The sequence below is a fragment of the Streptomyces sp. NPDC101152 genome (assembly GCF_044768275.1).
In the GTDB taxonomy this organism is placed as follows: Bacteria; Actinomycetota; Actinomycetes; order Streptomycetales; family Streptomycetaceae; genus Streptomyces.
Genome location: NZ_JBIWPO010000056.1, coordinates 1 through 17,707, shown reverse-complemented (window position 1 = coordinate 17,707; position 17,707 = coordinate 1). Strand labels below are relative to the sequence as shown.

Annotated in this window: 16 protein-coding genes and 2 pseudogenes; 8 read left to right on the top strand and 10 right to left on the bottom strand. The window is 70.5% G+C overall.

What is annotated here, in order from left to right:
• Positions 1–268: 268 nt before the first annotated feature.
• Complete coding sequence (locus ACIRVK_RS38980) at positions 269–1,387, bottom strand: fatty acid desaturase family protein (protein WP_404255804.1); 1,119 nt, start codon at positions 1,385–1,387, stop codon at positions 269–271.
• 7 nt (positions 1,388–1,394) lie between these two features.
• Positions 1,395–2,450, bottom strand: a complete 1,056-nt coding sequence (locus tag ACIRVK_RS38975) for a ferredoxin reductase (protein WP_404255802.1) — start codon at positions 2,448–2,450, stop codon at positions 1,395–1,397.
• 87 nt (positions 2,451–2,537) lie between these two features.
• On the opposite strand from ACIRVK_RS38975, the gene ACIRVK_RS38970 reads away from it, so the two are divergent.
• The 4 genes from ACIRVK_RS38970 to ACIRVK_RS38955 all read left to right on the top strand — a co-directional run bounded on the left by ACIRVK_RS38970 (position 2,538) and on the right by ACIRVK_RS38955 (position 6,109).
• Complete coding sequence (locus tag ACIRVK_RS38970) at positions 2,538–3,677, top strand: PucR family transcriptional regulator (protein WP_404255800.1); 1,140 nt, start codon at positions 2,538–2,540, stop codon at positions 3,675–3,677.
• 118 nt (positions 3,678–3,795) lie between these two features.
• Positions 3,796–4,029, top strand: coding sequence for a hypothetical protein (locus ACIRVK_RS38965; protein ID WP_404255798.1), 234 nt, complete (start codon positions 3,796–3,798; stop codon positions 4,027–4,029).
• Positions 4,030–4,154: 125 nt separating this feature from the next.
• The gene (locus tag ACIRVK_RS38960; RefSeq protein ID WP_404255796.1) at positions 4,155–5,078 is read left to right on the top strand and encodes a patatin-like phospholipase family protein; all 924 of its coding nucleotides are present in this window, start codon (positions 4,155–4,157) and stop codon (positions 5,076–5,078) included.
• Positions 5,075–6,109, top strand: coding sequence for a 1-acyl-sn-glycerol-3-phosphate acyltransferase (locus ACIRVK_RS38955; protein ID WP_404255794.1), 1,035 nt, complete (start codon positions 5,075–5,077; stop codon positions 6,107–6,109). The genes ACIRVK_RS38960 and ACIRVK_RS38955 overlap by 4 nt, the downstream gene beginning before the upstream one ends.
• A 214-nt stretch (positions 6,110–6,323) precedes the next feature.
• Here the strand turns inward: ACIRVK_RS38955 and ACIRVK_RS38950 are convergent, their stop codons facing one another.
• Complete coding sequence (locus ACIRVK_RS38950; RefSeq protein ID WP_404255792.1) at positions 6,324–7,112, bottom strand: SWIM zinc finger family protein; 789 nt, start codon at positions 7,110–7,112, stop codon at positions 6,324–6,326.
• Positions 7,109–7,549: pseudogene (locus ACIRVK_RS38945) on the bottom strand (DEAD/DEAH box helicase); the annotation flags it as partial. The pseudogene ACIRVK_RS38945 and the gene ACIRVK_RS38950, both read right to left, overlap by 4 nt.
• A 517-nt stretch (positions 7,550–8,066) precedes the next feature.
• On the opposite strand from ACIRVK_RS38945, the gene ACIRVK_RS38940 reads away from it, so the two are divergent.
• Positions 8,067–8,564, top strand: a complete 498-nt coding sequence (locus tag ACIRVK_RS38940) for an SRPBCC family protein (RefSeq protein ID WP_404255790.1) — start codon at positions 8,067–8,069, stop codon at positions 8,562–8,564.
• On the top strand, positions 8,561–9,067 hold the full coding sequence (locus tag ACIRVK_RS38935; RefSeq protein ID WP_404255788.1) for a DinB family protein: 507 nt from the start codon (positions 8,561–8,563) through the stop codon (positions 9,065–9,067). Before ACIRVK_RS38940 ends, ACIRVK_RS38935 begins: the two co-directional genes overlap by 4 nt.
• Positions 9,068–9,098: 31 nt before the next feature.
• Here the strand turns inward: ACIRVK_RS38935 and ACIRVK_RS38930 are convergent.
• The 5 genes and pseudogenes from ACIRVK_RS38930 to ACIRVK_RS38910 form a co-directional block, all read right to left on the bottom strand.
• Positions 9,099–9,401 (bottom strand): annotated as a pseudogene (locus ACIRVK_RS38930) (IS630 family transposase); the annotation flags it as partial.
• Between the two features lie 136 nt (positions 9,402–9,537).
• On the bottom strand, positions 9,538–10,644 hold the full coding sequence (locus tag ACIRVK_RS38925; RefSeq protein WP_404255786.1) for an AraC family transcriptional regulator: 1,107 nt from the start codon (positions 10,642–10,644) through the stop codon (positions 9,538–9,540).
• Positions 10,645–10,705: 61 nt separating this feature from the next.
• Entirely contained in the window at positions 10,706–12,139 is a 1,434-nt protein-coding gene (locus tag ACIRVK_RS38920) for an aldehyde dehydrogenase family protein (protein WP_404255784.1), read from the bottom strand.
• Positions 12,140–12,141: 2 nt separating this feature from the next.
• Entirely contained in the window at positions 12,142–13,020 is an 879-nt protein-coding gene (locus tag ACIRVK_RS38915) for an SDR family NAD(P)-dependent oxidoreductase (protein WP_404255782.1), read from the bottom strand.
• Entirely contained in the window at positions 13,017–14,363 is a 1,347-nt protein-coding gene (locus ACIRVK_RS38910; RefSeq protein ID WP_404255780.1) for a flavin-containing monooxygenase, read from the bottom strand. The genes ACIRVK_RS38915 and ACIRVK_RS38910 overlap by 4 nt, the downstream gene beginning before the upstream one ends.
• A 583-nt stretch (positions 14,364–14,946) precedes the next feature.
• Here ACIRVK_RS38910 and ACIRVK_RS38905 point away from each other — a divergent pair.
• Both ACIRVK_RS38905 and ACIRVK_RS38900 read left to right on the top strand, forming a co-directional pair.
• Entirely contained in the window at positions 14,947–16,230 is a 1,284-nt protein-coding gene (locus ACIRVK_RS38905) for an MFS transporter (RefSeq protein WP_404255778.1), read from the top strand.
• Between the two features lie 147 nt (positions 16,231–16,377).
• On the top strand, positions 16,378–17,076 hold the full coding sequence (locus tag ACIRVK_RS38900; RefSeq protein WP_404255776.1) for a hypothetical protein: 699 nt from the start codon (positions 16,378–16,380) through the stop codon (positions 17,074–17,076).
• Here the strand turns inward: ACIRVK_RS38900 and ACIRVK_RS38895 are convergent.
• Positions 17,010–17,564 (bottom strand): zinc ribbon domain-containing protein, encoded by a 555-nt coding sequence (locus ACIRVK_RS38895; protein WP_404255774.1) that lies wholly within the window; start codon positions 17,562–17,564, stop codon positions 17,010–17,012. The genes ACIRVK_RS38900 and ACIRVK_RS38895 overlap by 67 nt on opposite strands.
• Positions 17,565–17,707: the final 143 nt, after the last annotated feature.

The following is a 17,707-nucleotide window of genomic DNA, read 5'->3' as shown; positions in this document are numbered from 1 at the left end:
GCCTGCTGGTGAGAGAGCAGTGCAGCGACTGCCTGGATGGTGTCGCTCATGGGCGATGCTGTGCTCAACGCGGATACGGCGTGCCTCGGCGGACATGAGTGCGTCGGCGAACGTCGTGACGATCGCGCGCAGCAGATCGGGGCGCGGCGCGGCGAGGTTGTCCTCGGCGAGGGCGTGCAGGAGCGTGGCAGACCAAGGCGCCAACGGACCCGGCCGAACCCGGCGGTGCCGCCGGGTTCGGCCGAGAGATCTGAACCAATACCGGCAATCAGGCGGCGATGAGCTCCTGCTCGCGGTCCGGCGTCTTGACATCAAGCTTCTTGTTCGGCAGCGAGAGCCGGAAGACCTTGCGCCACGCGGAGAACACCTGCTTGGGCAGCGGCCCGGTGACGTACTCCAGCTCGTATTTCTCGAACAGTGCGCGCACCTTCACCGCTACCTCGGCGTACCGGTTGCTCGGCAGGTCCGGGAACAGGTGGTGCTCGATCTGGTGCGACAGATTGCCGGTCATGAAGTGCATGGCCCTGCTGCCGCTGATGTTCGCCGAGCCCATCATCTGGCGCAGGTACCACTGACCACGCGTCTCGCCCTCGATCGACCGGCGCTCGAAGACCTGTACGCCCTCGGGGAAGTGCCCGCACATGATCACCGAGTGGGACCAGAGGTTGCGGACCAGGTTCGCTGTGAACGTGGCGGCGAGCGTGGTGAGGAACGACGGGCCCGACAGCATCGGGTGGAGCACGTAGTCCTTGAGTACCTGCTTGCGGATCTTGCGGCCCACGGCCTTGGCCCGCGCACGGAACTCCGGGTTCCTGCGGCGGTGTTTGTGCAGGTTCTTGCCGAGCTCCAGGTCGTAGGCGGCGATGCCGTACTCGAAGAAGCAGGCGTTGATGAAGTTCCACAGCGGCTGGCCGAGGTGGAACGGGTGCCACTTCTGGTCCTCGTCGACGCGCATGATGCCGTAGCCGAGGTCGTTGTCCTTGCCGATCACGTTGGTGTACGTGTGGTGCAGCTCGTTGTGCGAGTGCTTCCACTGGTCGGCCGGCGAGACGTGGTCCCATTCCCAGGTGGTGGAGTGGATCTTCGGGTCTCGCATCCAGTCCCACTGGCCGTGCAGGATGTTGTGGCCGATCTCCATGTTGTCCATGATCTTCGCCACGGACAGGCCGGCGGTGCCGAGCAGCCACGCGGGCGGGAAGATCGAGAACAGCAGCACGCCCCTGCTGACCAGCTCGAGCTTGCGCTGCGCAGAGATGACCTTCCGGATGTAGGCGGCGTCTTTCTCGCCGCGGCCGGCGATCACCTCGTCGCGGATCGCGTCCAGCTCGCGGCCAAGCTCCTCGATCTGGTTCGCGGTCAGGTGGGCGGTGGGGTCGATGGCGGTCAAGGTGCTCCTACCGGTCGATGTCGCAGGGGCCCGCCGCGGCGGACACGCAGGTCTGGATGAGGACGCCCGGCTCGGCCTCGGTGATCTCGCCGGTGCGCAGGTCGCGGACGACGCCCGCCTTGAGGGGCGTGACGCAGCCGAAGCAGATGCCCATGCGGCAGCCGGAGGGCATGAGCACGCCGGCCTCCTCGCCGATGTCCAGCAACGGCGTTGCGCCGTCCGCGTCGACGGTCTTGCCGGTGGCGCTGAACGTGACCGCGCCGCCGTCGCCAGCGACGACGATGCTGGGGCGGAAGCGTTCGGTGTGCAGGCGCTCTGGTACGCCGTGCTCGGTCCAGTGCTCTTCGGCGGCGTCGAGCAGGCCCGCGGGCCCGCAGGCCCACGTCTCGCGCTCGGCCCAGTCGGGCACGAGTTCGTCGAGGCGGGCGATGTCGAGCACGCCGTCCGTGTCGGTGTGCACCTCGGTGAGTCGCAGCTTCTTGTCCGCGACCAGGCCGTGCAGCTCGCTGCGGAAGATCACGTCGTGCGGCTGTGGCGCGCTGTGGACCATGACGACGTCGTCGAACTCGGTGTCGCGCAGCATGCCCATCACGGGCGTAACGCCGCTTCCGGCCGTCAGGTAGAGCACCTTGGCGGGCTTGGCCTGCGGCAGCACGAAGTCACCGGTCGCCTGGTCGAGCTGGATCAGCGTGCCCGGTTTCGCCCGGCGGACCAGGTGGTTGCTGACCTTGCCGTCCGGGATCGCCTTCACGGTGATCGTGACGCGGCCGTCCGGGCGGTTCGTCGGCGAGGTGATGGAGTAGGCACGCCACAGGCGCACCCCGTCGACGTCGACCCCGACCCGCATGTACTGACCGGCCGTGTGGCCGCGCCAGCCCCGTCCCGGTCTGATCACGACAGTCGCGGCGTCAGCCGTCTCCGGGTGCACGGCCTCGATACGCCCCCGCAGGTCAGCGCCCACACGCAGCGGGCTGACCAGGTCGAGGTAGTCCGACGGCAGCAGTGGCGTCGTGACCATCTCCAGCATTTTCCACGCCCTGCTGCGCAGGGCTGCACTCGTCATGACTCCAGCTTGCTGCGCCTTGAGGCGTAAAGTCCTGACCGCAGGATGTGAATCTGGTCGGCTGAATTGTTCTCAGGGAACAAAGACGTGAGCCATGCAATCGAGAGGGCCAGCGAACTGGTCCTGGATGAGACGACGGTCACCGCACTGCGGGCCGCGCTGAAGACGACCGCCGACGAGGTCGTCCAGGCGATCATCGACGAGGTGCCTCCCTACGCCAACGCCCTTACGGGCCACATGGGCGCCACCATCCGCCGAGCCGTCCGCACCGCCCTGGGGCACTACCTGGACCTCGCGAGCGGAAAGGCGACAGGCGGCGACGCCGGTGACGCAGCCTACGAGCTGGGCCGCGGCGAGGTCCGCGACGGCCGTTCGATGGACGCCCTGCTCAGCGCCTACCGCGTCGGCGCCCGCGTGGCCTGGCGATGCCTCGCAGCGGGTGCCGTACTCGCAGGTCTGCCCGCCGCAGAGGTCGCCAAGTTCGCCGAGCTGACCTTCGCCTACATCGACGAGCTCTCCGCCGCGAGCGCCGCGGGCCACGCCGACGAACTGGCCGCCCGGGGCAGGGCTCAGGAGCGCCACCTGGAAATCCTGGCCCGCGACCTCCTCGCCGGCGCGAGCCCGGACGTACTGCTGGCCTCTGTTCAACGGGCCGGGTGGCAGCCTCCGGTTTCGCTGACCGCGGTCCTGCTGCCCGCTGCGCAGACCCGACCTGCCTACCGCGCGCTCGACCCGAGCACCCTCGTTCTCGACGATCTGCCGGACGCCACTGGTGTGCTGCTCGTCCCCGATGCCGACCGATCACATCTCCTGCGGCAGCTGAACGACCGCACCGCCGTGGTCGGCCCGGCCCGGCCATGGACCCGCGCGTCCGCCTCGTACGCACGAGCCCTACGCGCGCGCTCCCTTTCCTCTGACATTCGCGACACCGAGGACCACCTGCCCGAGCTGGTGCTGAGCGCCGACATGGACGCGTACGCAGACCTGCGCGCCCGAGCCCTGGCACCGTTGCGGACCGTACCTGTCGCAACCGCACGGCGGCTGGAGGAGACGTTGCGGGCGTGGCTGCTGCACCAGGGCAGGCGGGACGAGGTGGCGGGGGCGTTGTTCGTCCATCCCCAGACAGTCCGGTACCGGATGGCGCAGCTGCGGGAGCTGTTTCCAGATCTCGCATCGCCACACCGGGTCCTTGAACTGATGCTGGCGGTCGGTCTTCGGGTCAGCTGACGCGTGATTCGATCATCCACGACCGCGTCCGCGAGCGGTCCAGGAATCGCGCCCTGGGGGCCCTCGGGCCCTGTCTTTGAGAAGCGTGATGGCGGTTCATCGAGCATCTGGTAGGTCTATGCCCTGGAAGACGGCCTTCACGTCGTCCTGGAGGGCGCCGTCCTGGCACGAACTGATCCACGGGCGCGCGGCGGGCTGCAGCTGGGTGACCGGCGGGATGCCGGCCCAGGGCACCAGGGGCCGGGGGCCGGGCCGCTCGCGCCCGGGAATCAAGCGCCTTCAGTACCGGGCCGCCGTTCTCGACGGCTTCGTCGCGGAGATCGGCCTGACCTTCCACCCGCTACAGCCATGACGTAGCGAACCCCCATGAAGCGTTGGCCGTTGTGCCCGTGATCCCTTGGGCCCACTCCAGAGGCACGTGACGGCCGCACCAGGTGAGCGGGGACTGCGGGCGCGTGGTCGGGGCATGTTCCGTTCATGAGCGGTAGCAGCCAGATTCCGCATGGCGGCACGCCGGACGACGTGCAGGCGGCTGCCCACGGCCACGCGGCACCTACCCCCGCGCGGGCCTTCGTGCTCGGCGGCGGCGGAGCGCTCGGAGCGTATGAGGTCGGCATGCTGAAAGCACTGCTGGAGGCGAGAGTGATGCCGGACTTGGTGGTGGGCACGTCCGTCGGCGCCATCAACGGCGTCGTCGTCGCAGCCGACCCGACGCCAGCCGCGATCGAGCACCTGGCCGGTCTGTGGTCCGGGCTCGGACACGCCGGCGTCTTTTCCGGCTCGTTGCTGGGAAGGCTCGGCACCGCGTTCCGCAGCGGCACCCATCTGCATTCCGACGGTCCGCTGCGGGACCTGCTCAAGGCCCACCTCCCCGTCGAGCGGCTGGAGGACCTCGCGGTGCCGTTCCAGTGTGTGGCGTCGAGCATCGAACGCGCTGCCGAACACTGGTTTGTGCAGGGGCCGCTCGCGGACGCCGTGCTCGCCTCCTGCGCGGTGCCGGGGCTGCTGCCACCGGTGCGCGTGGGCGACGAGCACTTCGTCGACGGCGGCCTGGTCAACAGCATCCCCGTCGGCCGTGCTGTCACCCTCGGGGCCCGCGAGATCTACGTGCTCCAGGTCGGCCGCATAGAGTCCCCGCTCAGGCCGCCGCGGCTGCCCTGGCAGGTGGCGATGGTCGCGTTCGAGATCGCCCGTCGCCACCGCTTCGCTCGTGACATGGCCGACCTGCCGCCCGACGTGACTGTGCACGTCCTGCCCAGTGGCGCACCCACCGGGAACCCGGGTGGCACGCTTCAGCAATTGCGGTACAAGACGTTCGGCCAGACCGCGGAACGGGTCGAACGTGCCTACGACGCCTCCTGCCACTACCTCAGCGACCTGCGCACCGGCGGCGGGCCGTGAACGCCTCTCGAGACGACGGACCCGCCGCAGTCGCCTCCCTGGCCCTGCTGACCGGGGTCCGGCGGATCCTCACCACGACCGCGGCACTGTGCCTGGTGCCCGTGACCGCCGTCGTGCTGATGGCGGTCTGCCTGCTCACGGCACCGGTGTCGGCGGTGCGCGGTGGCCGGTGGCGGCTCGTCAGGATCGTCGCCTTCCTGTTGTTCTACCTCTTGGTCGACCTGTCGGGGCTGGTCGCGGCCGGTGCCCTGTGGCTGCGGTACGCCCCCGGCCTGCGCGCAGCCACGGCGCGGCGTACGGCGGCGACCTACGCGTTGCTCGACCGGGTGCTGCGGGTGCTGCGGCGGGTCGCGGAGCCGGTGTTCGGGCTCACGCTGCGGGTGACACCTGCGATACCCGCCGCGCGGCCCGGGAGACCGCCCGTGGTCGTACTGGCCCGGCACGCCGGTCCCGGCGATTCGTTCCTTGTGCTGCACCTGCTGCTGGCCGAAGCGGGACTGCTCCCGTGCACCGTCCTGAAACGGGCACTGCGCCTGGACCCCTGCCTGGATGTGATCATGGGACGGCTGCCGCACTGCTTCCTGCCTCCGCGCCGGGGCACAACCGCGTCCGAGGCGGTGGCGAATCTGGCGTCAACCCTGTCCTCCGGGTACGCACTCGTGCTTTTCCCGGAAGGCGGCAACTACACCGAGCGGCGCCACCACAGGGCCGTCGCGTCGCTGTGGCGGCGTGGCAAGACGCGTACCGCCGTCCGGGCGGCCGGCATGCGCCACGTCCTGCCACCACACACCACGGGCACCCTCGCGGCGCTGTCGGCGGCGAAAGGCGCCGACGTGGTCTTCGTGGCACACACCGGCCTCGACGCCATCGACTCGGTGCACACGGCCTGGGCCGGCATACCGCTGCGCGAACAGGTCCGCGCGCACTGGTGGAAGGTCCCCGCCGCGGAGATCCCCTACGGCGACGATGTGCGTGAGCAGTGGCTGCTGACCCAGTGGCAACGGGTCGACCAATGGATCGCGGACCACTGATCCCGCGGTCGCCGCGAACGATGCCACCGCAGAGGCCACGGCTGTACCAGCTGGCCGCGGCCCCACATACGCCTCGCCGCAAGCGAGGACCGCCCCGGCTCCCGCCGCGGGTAGCGGGCCCGGGCGATTCCGGGGCAGCGCCTCGTCAACCTCGTGGCCTGGGCCCTCCTACGGCACCCGGTTGGTTGTGGGCCACCCAGTCGGCTGCCGACTGTCATCTCTCGGTCTGTTGCCAGACGGAGGTGAGCGCCGTGACGGGGCCGGGGGTGAGGCGGGCGAACGCGGTCGGTTTGGTACCGGTGTTGTGGATGAGGTGGTGGATCCACTCCGGTTCGCAGTTGCTGGCGGCGATTCGTGCCGCGTCCTGGCGCTGGGACAGGTGCAGGCTCGTGGTGTCGCCGGTGAGGAGCCGGGCGGCGCGAAGCGGTGTCCGCCATGAGGTGTTCGAGGTCCCCAGTGGACAGACCGGTGCCGGGTGGCGGAGCGGCGGGCGGTGCGGCGGTGTGGGGGGCTGGTTCGGGGAGTTCGGGCAGGGGCGGAGGGGTGTCGGCCAGGGCGGCCCAGGCTGCGTAGGCGCCGGCTGCCGGGGGGCCGGCTGGGGCCGGTGGGGTGGAGGTCGCCTGGCGGCCATACGCCGGGCGCGCAACTGGGCGAGGGTTTCCTCCCGTCCGCGGCCGCGCAGGGCGAATACGACGAAGGGATCGGCGTCGATGGTGGAGGCGATGGCGTAGCAGAGGGCGGCGGCGTGTTTACAGGGGGAGCCCCAGTCGGGGCAGGAGCATTCGGGGTCGAGTTCGGTGGGCTGGGGGAGCAGGGGTACGCCGGCTACGCGGGCGTCGTCGACGAGTTCGGCGGGCATCTCGCCGTCAAGGAGAGCGGCGAGATGCCCAGCCTGGGCCGCGATGGTGTCGAGGAGGGTGTTCCACTGGGCGTCGGTGAGTGCGGCGAAGGCACGCTTGCCGCGGGTGGGCGCGCGGCGCGGGCCGGGAATCGAGGGGCTCATGACTGCCTGCTCAGGGCGACAAGTTCGGCCAGACCGGCGTCGGACAGTTCGGTCAGAGCGGCCTCACCGGAGCCGACCACGGCGTCGGCGAGCGCGCGCTTGGATTCGAGGAGTTTCGCCACCTTGTCCTCCACGGTTCCCCCGGTGAGGAGTTTGTGGACCTGGACGGGTCTGTCCTGGCCGATGCGCTAGGCGCGGTCGGTGGCCTGATCCTCGACGGCAGGGTTCCACCAGCGGTCGTAGTGCACCACGTGGGTCACACGGGTGAGGTTGAGGCCGGTGCCCGCGGCCTTCGGGGAGAGCAGGAACACCGGCACCTCACCGCGTTGGAAGCGGTCCACCATCTCCTCACGTTGGGTGACGGGGGTGCCGCAGTGCAGGAAGAGGGTGGGGACGCCTTGTTGTCCGAGGTGCTTTTCCAAGAGGGTCGCCATCTGGTGTGGCCATTGCCCGCGAGCTGGCCGGCTGGTGCTGGTCACTGGACACCCTGCCAGACTGAGACGGGTCCACAGAGCGGCCGGCCGGTCACCGGGCGGCGGCAGCGTGAGGAGCGACCCGCGGCAGCACGATGAGCAGCGGCCACAGCCCGCCACGCTCGATTCTCTAGACCCGCGGAAGCGCTCCCGCCGAACAGCCCGTCCTGCGGTGACCAACCCGCGTATATCAGCATGGACCACGCGTCGGGATCGACAGTCGCGCCACCAGCCACCGACCGGCCTCATGCTCACAGGCGGCGCCCGAGACCCAAATCCCGGACGCCGCTGAAGAGTGCCCCTTGACGGACCGGCACCACAGATCAGTGCTGTGACCGCATACGTTCGCCGGGTAGCTGGGGCAGTCCTTGATCGCCAACCGACGGCATGTGGTACGTCCTCGGCGAGGCGTTGTCGTACCCCCGGTGTAGCGTCCGGGCCGGAGTCAGGCTCATGCTGTGCGGTTGACGGAGGCGCGCGGATGACGAGTACGACAGGCGAGGCCGTAGTGGTGGTGTCCCGGCGCGTCGGGGCCCCGGCGAAGGAGATCTTCCGATTCCTGGCCGACCCCGGACGGCACCCGGACCTCGATGGCTCGGGGATGTTGCGCGGTGGCGTCTCCGGCGCCGTGGTCTCGGGCGTCGGGGACGTTTTTGTGATGCGCATGCACTACGAGCGCTACGGCGACTACGAAATGATCAACCACGTCGTCGAGTACGAGCCGGACCGTCGTATCGGCTGGGAGCCGAGGCCTGGTCGCGGGCACCCTGACGCCACCGCGCCCGGGGCCGCGTGGGGCCACCGGTGGATCTTCGATCTGCTCCCGGACGGAGCCGGGGCGACGGTCGTGACCGAGACCTTCGACGGTTCGCGCATGCCGCAGGACAAACGCGCGGAAGTGGACAGCGGGCGCGCCTGGTGGCAGACGCAGATGGCCAGCACCCTGGAACGCCTCGCCGAACTGTGCGCCGCCCGGTGAACGCCGAACTCGACGCCCTCAAGGGAGCCCTGGACCGTCAGCGCGAACACGTCCTCGGGATCCTCGAAGGCCTCTCGGAGGAGGATGTGCGGCGGCCGGTGCTGCCCAGCGGCTGGAGCTGCCTGGCATTGCTGCGCCACCTCACCCTGGATGTCGAACGCTTCTGGTTCCCCGGGGTGATCGCGGGCGAACCGGATGTGGCCGGACAGCTCGCGGCAGGCGCGGAGGCGCACTGGTACGTACCCGAGGGGATGACCACCGACGAGGTCTTCGCCGACTACCGGGCGGCCATCGCGCGTGCAGACGCCGTGCTCGCCGCCGCGCCCGAACAGGAGCCCGCCGCCTGGCCCGTGGAGATCTGGCCGACCTGGCAGCTGGCTGACGTGCGGCACATCCTGATCCACGTGCTCACCGAAGTCGCTTGCCACAGCGGCCACTTGGACGCGGTGCGCGAACTGATCGACGGCACCACCTGGCTCGGTGGCAACCCTTACGCGGGATAGGTCTGTGACTGGGTGAGGTGCGTCGGCTTCTTCAGGCCGCTGTGGCGAGGGGGCGTCCGCCCCAATGGATGCCTTTCTCGCTACGGATGCCAGCACGTTCCTTGCGTTCGGCGGCCAGGACGTCGCGGTGACGGGCGTTGGCGTTGCGCCAGTGCAGGTAGGCGTGCAGGGCCCGGGTCCGCACGGTGTGATGGGGGTAGTCGGAGTTGGCGATGGTGAACTGCCTCAGCGGTCCGAAGTGCGCGTCGATGGGGCTCGCCCAGGAGGCGTGGGTCGGGGTGAAACACAGTTCGAGCTTGTGTTTCCCCGACCAGCGGCGGATGTCGGCGCCCTGCTCCTCGATGTAGGCGAGTCCGGACTCAAGATCAGCAAGGCGTCCGAGGAGATGTTCGACCACGACTCTGGTCTGGCCACGGCCCAGACCGCCTTCAAGCGTGGGGGCGCCGGTGTGGAGGCGGCTACGGGTCCGGTTACGGCTGGTCGCGTAGTTCCCCGCGCCCTTGACTCGGGGTGGTTCCCGCCTTGTTCGAGGAGAAGCCCTCGCGCAGCTGCAACGGTGCCATGCCGTGCCAGCGGCGGACAGCCCGGCGCAGGGCGCGTTCGTCGGAGAAGCCCGCCTGGCGGGCCACCTCGCGGAGGGTGAGGTGAGGTCGGTGCAGGAGCTGCTCGACGCGCTCACGGCGGACGCCCTCGACGATCGCCTCGTAAGAGGTGCCGCAGTCGGCCAGGCGGCGGCGCAGTGTCCGCTCGCTCGACGCGTGTCTGCGGGCCTGCTCGGAGAAAGACGGGACGACCGGGAGGCTCTGCGCGACGGAGATCTCCAGGATCTCCAGCAGGTCCTGCTGGCGACGGCGGGAGGCCATCTGCCCTTCGAGGAGCTCGAGGGTCGAGGCGTAGGTGACCGGATCGCGGCCCGGCATCGGCCGGTTGACCCATGCCTGCGGTACCACCAGCCGGTTGCGGGAGGCGCCGAAGTGCAGGGGGCAGCGGAAGAGGTCGCGGAAGGGCTGCACGTCGCGCGGGGCGGCGAAGACGAAGTGGACCTCCTGGGGTGCGAGGCCGGCGTCGGCGGCGAGCCGGCCCAGGGTGACGACGCTCGAGTACGCCTCCTCGACGAGGAAGACGGCGACGTTGGGGTCGATCATCGGGTCTGGGAGGTCGGCTCGGACGACGTAGTCGGAGCCCTCCCGGCCCGCCGACCAGACCGTCATCGCCCCGGACACGTTCTGGAAACGTACCCCCGCCTCGATGGCGACCTGGAGGGTATCGCTGGCGAGCATGGCGAAACCCAGCAGCCCCCAGGCGGTGAGGTGCTGCGCGGCTCCGACCCGCAGCCCCAGGTTCTCGTCCCCGGTGAGTTCGACAGCGCGCCGGATGACGGCACTGCCTTGGCGGTAGGAGACGCGCAGGGCCGCCGAGCGCATCAGGGTCTCGGTGAGACCGACCTGCGCCAGTTCCGGCTGTAGGTCGACTCCGTACTCCTCGGTGATCTGGACCAGGTAGCGCAGAATGTTCGGGGAGATCGTCGCCGACGTGCTGCGGGTGGTGCCGTTCTCCGGACGGGTTGCCTCGGTCATGGCTTCTCTCCAGGGCCGTACTGGCGACCAATCTAAGCATCTGCGTCCGGTTTCGGCCGCGCTAGCGGGTACGGATCCAGACGGTCTTCTCCCTGGTCCACTGCGCGAAGGCGTCGGTGGACCGCTCCGCCCCGCCGAATCCGGACTGTTTCCAGCCAGCGAAGGGGGCGGTGATGTCGCCCTCGCTGTAGGAGTTGACGGAGACCACTCCGGCCTGGATGCCGCGGGCGAGGCGGAAGGCGGTGTCGAGGTCGTGGGTCCACAGTGACGCGGCAAGGCCGTAAGGGGTGGCGTTCGCCGTCCGGATCGCCTCCTGCTCACAGGCGAAGGTCTGGACGGTGACCACGGGGCCGAACAGTTCCTCCGTGAGGACCCGGCTGCCGTCGGGGGCGCCGACGACGACGGTGGGCGGGTAGTAGGCCCCGTGCGGGTGCAGGCCCGCCGGCAACCCGGCGGTGTGGGCCACGGCTCCGGCCGCGACCGCCTCGTCCACGGCGCGGGCGACCCGGTCTCGCGCCGCAGTGCTGATCAGCGGTCCCGTGCGGGTGTCCGGCTTGGCCGGGTCGCCGATGACCAGGGCACCGGCGGCGGCCGTGAACCGTGCGACGACCTGGGCGGCGATGTCCTCGTGGACCAGGATCCGGGAGCCGGCCGTGCAGTTCTGGCCCATCGTCAGGAACGCCGCCACGATCATGTCGTCGATGAGGTCGACGCCGAAGTCGAGCGCGTCCGGCATCAGCACCTGGGGGCTCTTGCCGCCCATCTCCAGGGAGACCCGCTTGAAGTTGGTCTCCGCGGCGTCGGCCAGGATCCGCCGTCCGGTCGCCGTCGATCCGGTGAACGAGAGCGCGCTGATCCCGGGGTGGCGGGCGAGCGCCCGGCCGGCTTCCGTGCCATGGCCGGGCAGCACGGCGAGGGTGCCGTCCGGCAGTCCCGCCTCCGTCGCCAGCCCGGCCACGTGGAGGGCCGAGCGCGGGGTCGCCTCGGCAGGCTTGAGCAGCAGGCTGTTGCCCGCGGCGAGGGCGGGGCCGATCTTCCAGGCGGCCATGGCGAGCGGGTAGTTCCAGGGGAGGACGGCGGCGACCGCTCCTACGGGTTCCCGGCTCATCAGACCCAGGTGGTCGTGGCTGGTGGGGGCGGTGCGGCCGAAGACCTTGTCAGCCGCCTCCGCGAACCAGCGGATCGACTCGATCGCGCCCGGCACATCGCCGGTACGGCACTCCGTGATGGGTTTGCCCGCATCCTCGCAGTCCAGGCGGGCCAGGATCTCGGCGTCCCGCTCCATCAGTTCGGCGAGGCGCAACAGGACCGCTGCCCGCTCCCGGGGCGGCCGAGCCGACCACACCCCGCTGTCGAAGACGCGCTGCGCCTTGTCCACGGCCGTGTCCACCTCGCCCGCGGTGGCGGCGGGCAGGGTGTCGAGGGTCTCCCCGGTGGCCGGGTTGATGACGGTGAGCAGACGGCCGTTCGGGCGGGTGTTCGTGTCGGTGTTCATGGTCATGCCTCCTGCACCAGTTCCCAGCGGCCGTCGACCTGCCGGGCCAGTCCTCTGCGCCGCAGGTCCTCCAGGTACCGGGCCAGGCCGCGTTCGCCGCGCTTGTAGAAGAGCGGGAGAAGGGTGGGGAGAAGGTTCGGCACCAGCATGGAGAAGCGGACCAGGAGCGATTCGCCGACGCGTGGATACGCCTCGAGCCGCGGCCGGTCGAGCAGGCTCACCACCGCGGCGACGACGTCGGACGGCTGCTGCGGCGGGTCCTGAAACTGCAGGGAGTTGCCGCCGTCGACGGCCTCCCGGCGCAGCATCGGGGTGTCGGTGGCCGACGGCAGCACCGAGCCGACGCGTATGCCCTTGGTGCCCAGGTCGAGGGCGATGGACAGCATCGCGCCGCGCAGCCCGAACTTCGACGCCGCGTAAATGGGAGTCTCTCCCTGGGGGAAGATGCCGGCGAGGGACACCGTGGTGACGACGCGGGGATCAACGGAGGCCCTCAGCAGGGGAATGGCCAGCCGGGTGGCCACCAGCGGGGAGATCATGTTGAGGTCGATCTCCCGCTCGATGGTTTCCACCGGGCGCGTGTCGAACCGCTCGGTGCTGGTCATACCGACGTTGTTGACCAGCACATCGAGGCGGCCGAAGACGGCGGCGACCTGTTCGAAGAGGTCCGCGACCCCGACCCGGTCCAGCAGGTCGCAGCCGAGGCCCAGATGACCGGCGCCGGGCAGGGTGTCCGCGACCCGGAGCGCGCGCTCACCGTCGATGTCGACGACGACGCACACCGCGCCGCCGCTCGCGAACCGCCGGCACAGCGCGCTGCCGATGCCGCCCGCGCCGCCGGTCACCAGGATTACCTTGCCGGTGTAGTCGTAGCCGCTCATGCCACCGTCTCCTTCCTGCGGACGGCCCCCATAGCCGGCGGGCGCCCCTCGGTGGGCCAGCCCATGGCGGCGGCGACCTTGGTGACGTACTTGGTGTACGCGGCGCTGTCGACGTAGCCGGTGTGGCGGGGGGAGTCCACGAACCGCAGACCGCCGGTCAGGTCTGGGCGGTCGCTGCGAATCATGCGGGCGAACCGCGCGGCGTTCGGCAGGCCCCGACGAGTGTCCTCGACGAAGCCGGCGATCAGCTGCGCCTGGGCGTCGAAGAGCTGGTAGGCGCCGGAGTTGGTCTCGATGAAGCCGACGCCGAACAGCCCCTCATGCTCGCGGGAGAACGACGACAGGTACAGGTCGGGGTGCTGCTCGTCGCCGAAGTAGGCCTGCGCGACGGGCACTTTGTGCACATAGCCGGTCGCCAGCAGGATCAGGTCGAAGTCGTTGCTGCTGCCGTCGGTGAAGTGGACGGTGCGGCCCTCGGTGCGCAGAACGCCCGGCCGCGCGGTGATGTCGCCGTGCTGCAGGTGGTGCAGGAGCATCGAGTTGACCGTGGGGTGGGTCTCGAAGAGCTTGTGGTCCGGCTTCTGCAGGCCGAGGCGGGCCGGATCGCCGTTGAGGATCCGCAGGAGCGCGCCGAACAGCCTCTGCTCCAGCCACTTCGGTATCCTGGGACCGACGCCTTCGAGAGTGTCCACGGGCCTGCCGAACAGGTGCTTGGGGATGAACCAGTAACCGCGGCGCATGCTGATCTCCGCGTGGTCGGCGGCACGGGCCGCGTCGCAGGCGATGTCGCAGCCGGAGTTGCCGGCGCCGACCACCAGGACCCGCTTGCCGCGCAGTTCGTCGCTGCTGCGGTAGTCGACCGTGTGCCGGATCTCGCCGCTGAAGTCACCAGGGATCTCGGGGATGTTGGGGTGCCACTGCGAGCCGGTGCAGACCACCACCTGCGCGTGCCGGCTCGGGCGCCCGTCGGCACGGGTGACCGTCCAGGTGCCGTCCGCGTTCTTCGCCACGTCGCGCACCGCGGTGCCGAACTCGATGCGTTCCGACAGCCCGTACGCGTCGGCGAACGACGTCAGATACGACAGGATCTGCCGCTGCGGCGGGTAGTCGGCGAAGTGGTCGGGCATCGGCCAGCCGCCGAAGCCCGAGAGGGTCTTGCTGGAGATGAAATGGGCCGACTCGTACATCGGGCTGCCTGGGTTGTCGATGTCCCACAAGCCGCCCGGGCCGGTGTGCCGCTCGATGTGCGTGTAGGGAAGCCGTCGCTCCCCGAGCGCCCGTGCCACTGCCAGCCCAGCGGGACCGGCACCGATGACACACGTGTCGAATTCGGACTCCTTCACGAGTCCACCTCCTCTCGTCGCCACTTTCGGCGTGGGAGGAACTTAGGCAGCACGCAAGCACCGGCGGACTGGCCCGTGCGGCCACAAAGGGGGCTGCAGCGGCCAGCCCACTGACCGCCCCGGCGCGTCTCAGACCGATACCCCTCCCACCCGGCCGACGCCGAACCCGCCCCGCGAGACAGCCCCAGCCCCTCCGTTTCCCGACTGCCGGGCTGTTGGCTCCCGGCCCCCGGCCGCTGGTTTCCGGCCGTGCGCCCTCGGTCCCTGACCCTGGCCTTTTCACTCTTGGCGAGTGGGCTGTTGGCTCCTGGTTGCCCGGGCCGTCGGCTCCTCGGTCCGGTCCTTTCGCTCCTGGCTCCTGGGCTGTCGACTTCCGGCCACCCGAACCGTCGGCTCTTCGGCACCAGCCGCCGTGGGCTCTGACCCCGAAGCCATCGGCTACCGGCCGGGCCGTCCTGTGCTGGCCGCCAGGGTCCCCCGTGTGGCCGTCGGTGTCCTTCGGCGGATCGGTCCGGATTTCTACGGTTGCTCCAATTCGCGCACGCCGGCCCGTCCACGGCCCGTGACAGGAAGAGGGTCCCCCATGTCCGCATCCGTCGGAGCGACGGCTCCGCCCCGGTCCGCGAGGGGCGGCTCGCTCGCGGGAGCCCGTCGCGTCACGGCCACCGTGTTCGCCGCCCAGGGTGTGGCGGTGGCCGCCGTTTCCACCACCGTGCCCGCCGTGGAGAGCCGTCTGGCGCTGTCGTCCCTGGCGATGACCGCCCTCACGATCGCCCTGACCCTGGCTGCGGGCGCCGGCAGCTTCGCGGGTCTGGCCGCCGTACGCCGCTCGGGTCCCGTCGCCGTCATGCGCGCGGCGGTGCTGACCGCGGCCGCGACCCTGCTGGCCGTGGCGTGGGCACCCGGCCGGGCCGCCGCCTCGGCGGCCTACGTCCTCTTCGGGCTGGCGCTGGGCGCCATCGACGTGTCCGTCAACACCCGCGCGGCCGCCGTCGAACGCCACTACGGGCGCAGCATCCTCTCCTCCTTCTACGCCGCATGGAGCGCCGCGGGCGTGGCAGCCGCGCTGCTGACGGCGGGCGTCTCCCGGCTGGGCTGGCCTGTCCAGTACGTCCTGACCGCACACGCCGTACTCGTGGCCCTCCTGGCGCTGACCGTCCGGCCCCACGCCCTCGCGCACGTGCCCTCCTCGTCCAGCGACCGCCCGGCGCCGGACGACGAGATCCCGGAGCGGCGGATGTGGACGCGGCTCGTCCCCTTCGGCGTCGTTCTGCTCGTCGCCTACGTCGTCGACTCCACGGTCTCAGCCTGGTCGACGGCCTACCTTCACCAGACCCTCGCCGCGTCCCTGGCCGCCGCGCCGCTCGCGTACGCGGCCTACCAGGCGGGCACGGTGACCGGCCGGGCGGGCGCCGACCACCTGGTGCGCCGGGTCGGGCCGGTGGCGGTGGTCCGCGCCGCGGCTCTGCTCGCAGCCGTCGCCCTTGCCGGTCTGGCGGTGGCCCCGAGCTGGCCGTACGCGGTCGTCACGGCATGCTGCGCGGGCCTCGGAGTCGCTGCCCTGACCCCGTTGTGCGTCGCCGCGGCCGGCCGGCTGCAACCCGGTGCCCCCGAGACGGTGCTGGCCCGGCTCAACGTCTTCAACTACGTCGGCGTGCTCGTCGGAGCCGGCGCGAGCGGGGGTCTGGGGGCTACCGGCCACTTCCGCATCGCCTACGCGATCCCCGCCGCCCTCGCCGTGGCCCTGGTGACCACGGCGCGCTTCTTCCGCCCGACGGCACCCGGGCCGCCGCATGCGCGGACAACCCGCCGCGAGGGTTCGGCCCACGTCGTCCCCGTTGCCGTGGACAGAAGTCGTAGGCCTTGACCGCGATTTCCCGCCCGACCGGCCGTTCCCGGACGCTCCGCGCCTCGACTCGGTTCTGTCGATCAACCGTGTGGTGATCGTCATGCGACTGCTGATGCGGGCGGGACCTGGGTCCGGCTGACCGCCGCCCGCTGCGGATACCGCCTCATGCCCAAGCAGAACGCCGACGGCGTGGGCCACCAGCGGATGATGTGCCCGCCGAAGCGGGCAAGGCCCAGTGCTCCGCAGGCGGCATGGGACTTCGTCGCCACGCAGGGCGGCGGCCTGGAGCTGACCACGATGCTCCCTGTCGCGGTGATGGGATCGGTTCTGGGCCCGCGGGTCTCCGGCGCCAACCAGGTGCTCCAGCGACTGCTGAACGGCCAGGTGCCCGGCCTGCTCAACATCTACTTCCCGGTCGTCGACGTGCGCGACGTCGCCGCCGCGCACGTCACCGCGATGACCGCGCCCGGCGCGGCCGGCGAGCGGTTCCTCCTGGCCGCCGACCCCGCACTGAGCATGGGCGAGATCGCCGGCATTCTCAGGGCACGCCTCGACAAGGCCGCCGCTCGGGTGCCGACCGATGTCATCCCCGACGACGCGGTGCGCGCTGGAGCTGCCACCAACCCCACCCTGCGCTCGGTCAAGGACGAGTTGGGCTACTCACGCCGCTTCTCGACCGACAAGGCACGCCGAATCCTGCGCTGGGATCCGCATCCGAGCGAGGATGCCGTCGTGGCTGCCGGCCGCAGCATGGTCGAACGGGGTCTGGTCACCGTTGCTTTGAGCCTCAGCGGCTCTCAGCATTCCGGGCATTCCGGCCCGGAAGGCCCGTCACATGACCAAAGCGTGAGGGCTTCGGCTTGAGGACGGTCTCTCGCCTCCTCCTGCCGCTGCTGCGGCAGGGTTGCGCCACCTGCCCGCCCCGCCTCCGCCTTGCGGCGGGGGCGGGTGGCGCGGGTCTTCTGGTCGGCTCCACGAGGCTTTGACACCGCCGGGGCGGTGTCCTGGTCTCCGGCCACTCCGGTACCAGTCGTGCAGGCCGCCGCTAGGGCGGCGAGATTGAGCGCGGCGTTGTCGTCCCGGTCGATGACCAGGTGGCAGGCGTCGCATTCGTAGGTCCGTACGTGCAGCGGCAGCTTGGCTTTCACTGGTTTGCACCCGGAATAGGTCTTCGAGGACGGGTACCAGCGGTCCGCGACCACGATGCGTGTAGCGTGGCGCTGGCGCATCTTGTAGTCGAGCTGGCGGCGGATCTCCCCGAATCCGGCGTCGGCGATACGGCGGGCGAGGCGCCGGTTCTTCAGCATGCCGGAGTCCCCGTTCTCCCTCCGGCGCAGCACGGTGTGGAGCATGCGACTGCATCCCGTCGCCCTCCGAGCTGGCCGACGCGGAGGCTGCGCTTAGAGCTCGCGCAGATAGGCGGTATGGGGAGCCCCAGCCGCAAGGCGGGCACAGGCCTCCGTGATCATGGAGTTGCGACGCTCTGTGATCACTG

Bases quoted from the DNA above. Each gene is read 5' to 3' on its own strand.
- ACIRVK_RS38975 (WP_404255802.1), bottom strand. From the start codon at position 2,450: ATGACGAGTGCAGCCCTGCGCAGCAGGGCGTGGAAAATGCTGGAGATG.
- ACIRVK_RS38965 (WP_404255798.1), top strand. From the start codon at position 3,796: ATGCCCTGGAAGACGGCCTTCACGTCGTCCTGGAGGGCGCCGTCCTGG.
- ACIRVK_RS38960 (WP_404255796.1), top strand. From the start codon at position 4,155: ATGAGCGGTAGCAGCCAGATTCCGCATGGCGGCACGCCGGACGACGTG.
- ACIRVK_RS38950 (WP_404255792.1), bottom strand. From the start codon at position 7,112: ATGAGCCCCTCGATTCCCGGCCCGCGCCGCGCGCCCACCCGCGGCAAG.
- ACIRVK_RS38940 (WP_404255790.1), top strand. From the start codon at position 8,067: ATGACGAGTACGACAGGCGAGGCCGTAGTGGTGGTGTCCCGGCGCGTC.
- ACIRVK_RS38925 (WP_404255786.1), bottom strand. From the start codon at position 10,644: ATGACCGAGGCAACCCGTCCGGAGAACGGCACCACCCGCAGCACGTCG.
- ACIRVK_RS38920 (WP_404255784.1), bottom strand. From the start codon at position 12,139: ATGAACACCGACACGAACACCCGCCCGAACGGCCGTCTGCTCACCGTC.
- ACIRVK_RS38915 (WP_404255782.1), bottom strand. From the start codon at position 13,020: ATGAGCGGCTACGACTACACCGGCAAGGTAATCCTGGTGACCGGCGGC.
- ACIRVK_RS38905 (WP_404255778.1), top strand. From the start codon at position 14,947: ATGTCCGCATCCGTCGGAGCGACGGCTCCGCCCCGGTCCGCGAGGGGC.
- ACIRVK_RS38900 (WP_404255776.1), top strand. From the start codon at position 16,378: ATGCCCAAGCAGAACGCCGACGGCGTGGGCCACCAGCGGATGATGTGC.
- ACIRVK_RS38895 (WP_404255774.1), bottom strand. From the start codon at position 17,564: ATGCTCCACACCGTGCTGCGCCGGAGGGAGAACGGGGACTCCGGCATG.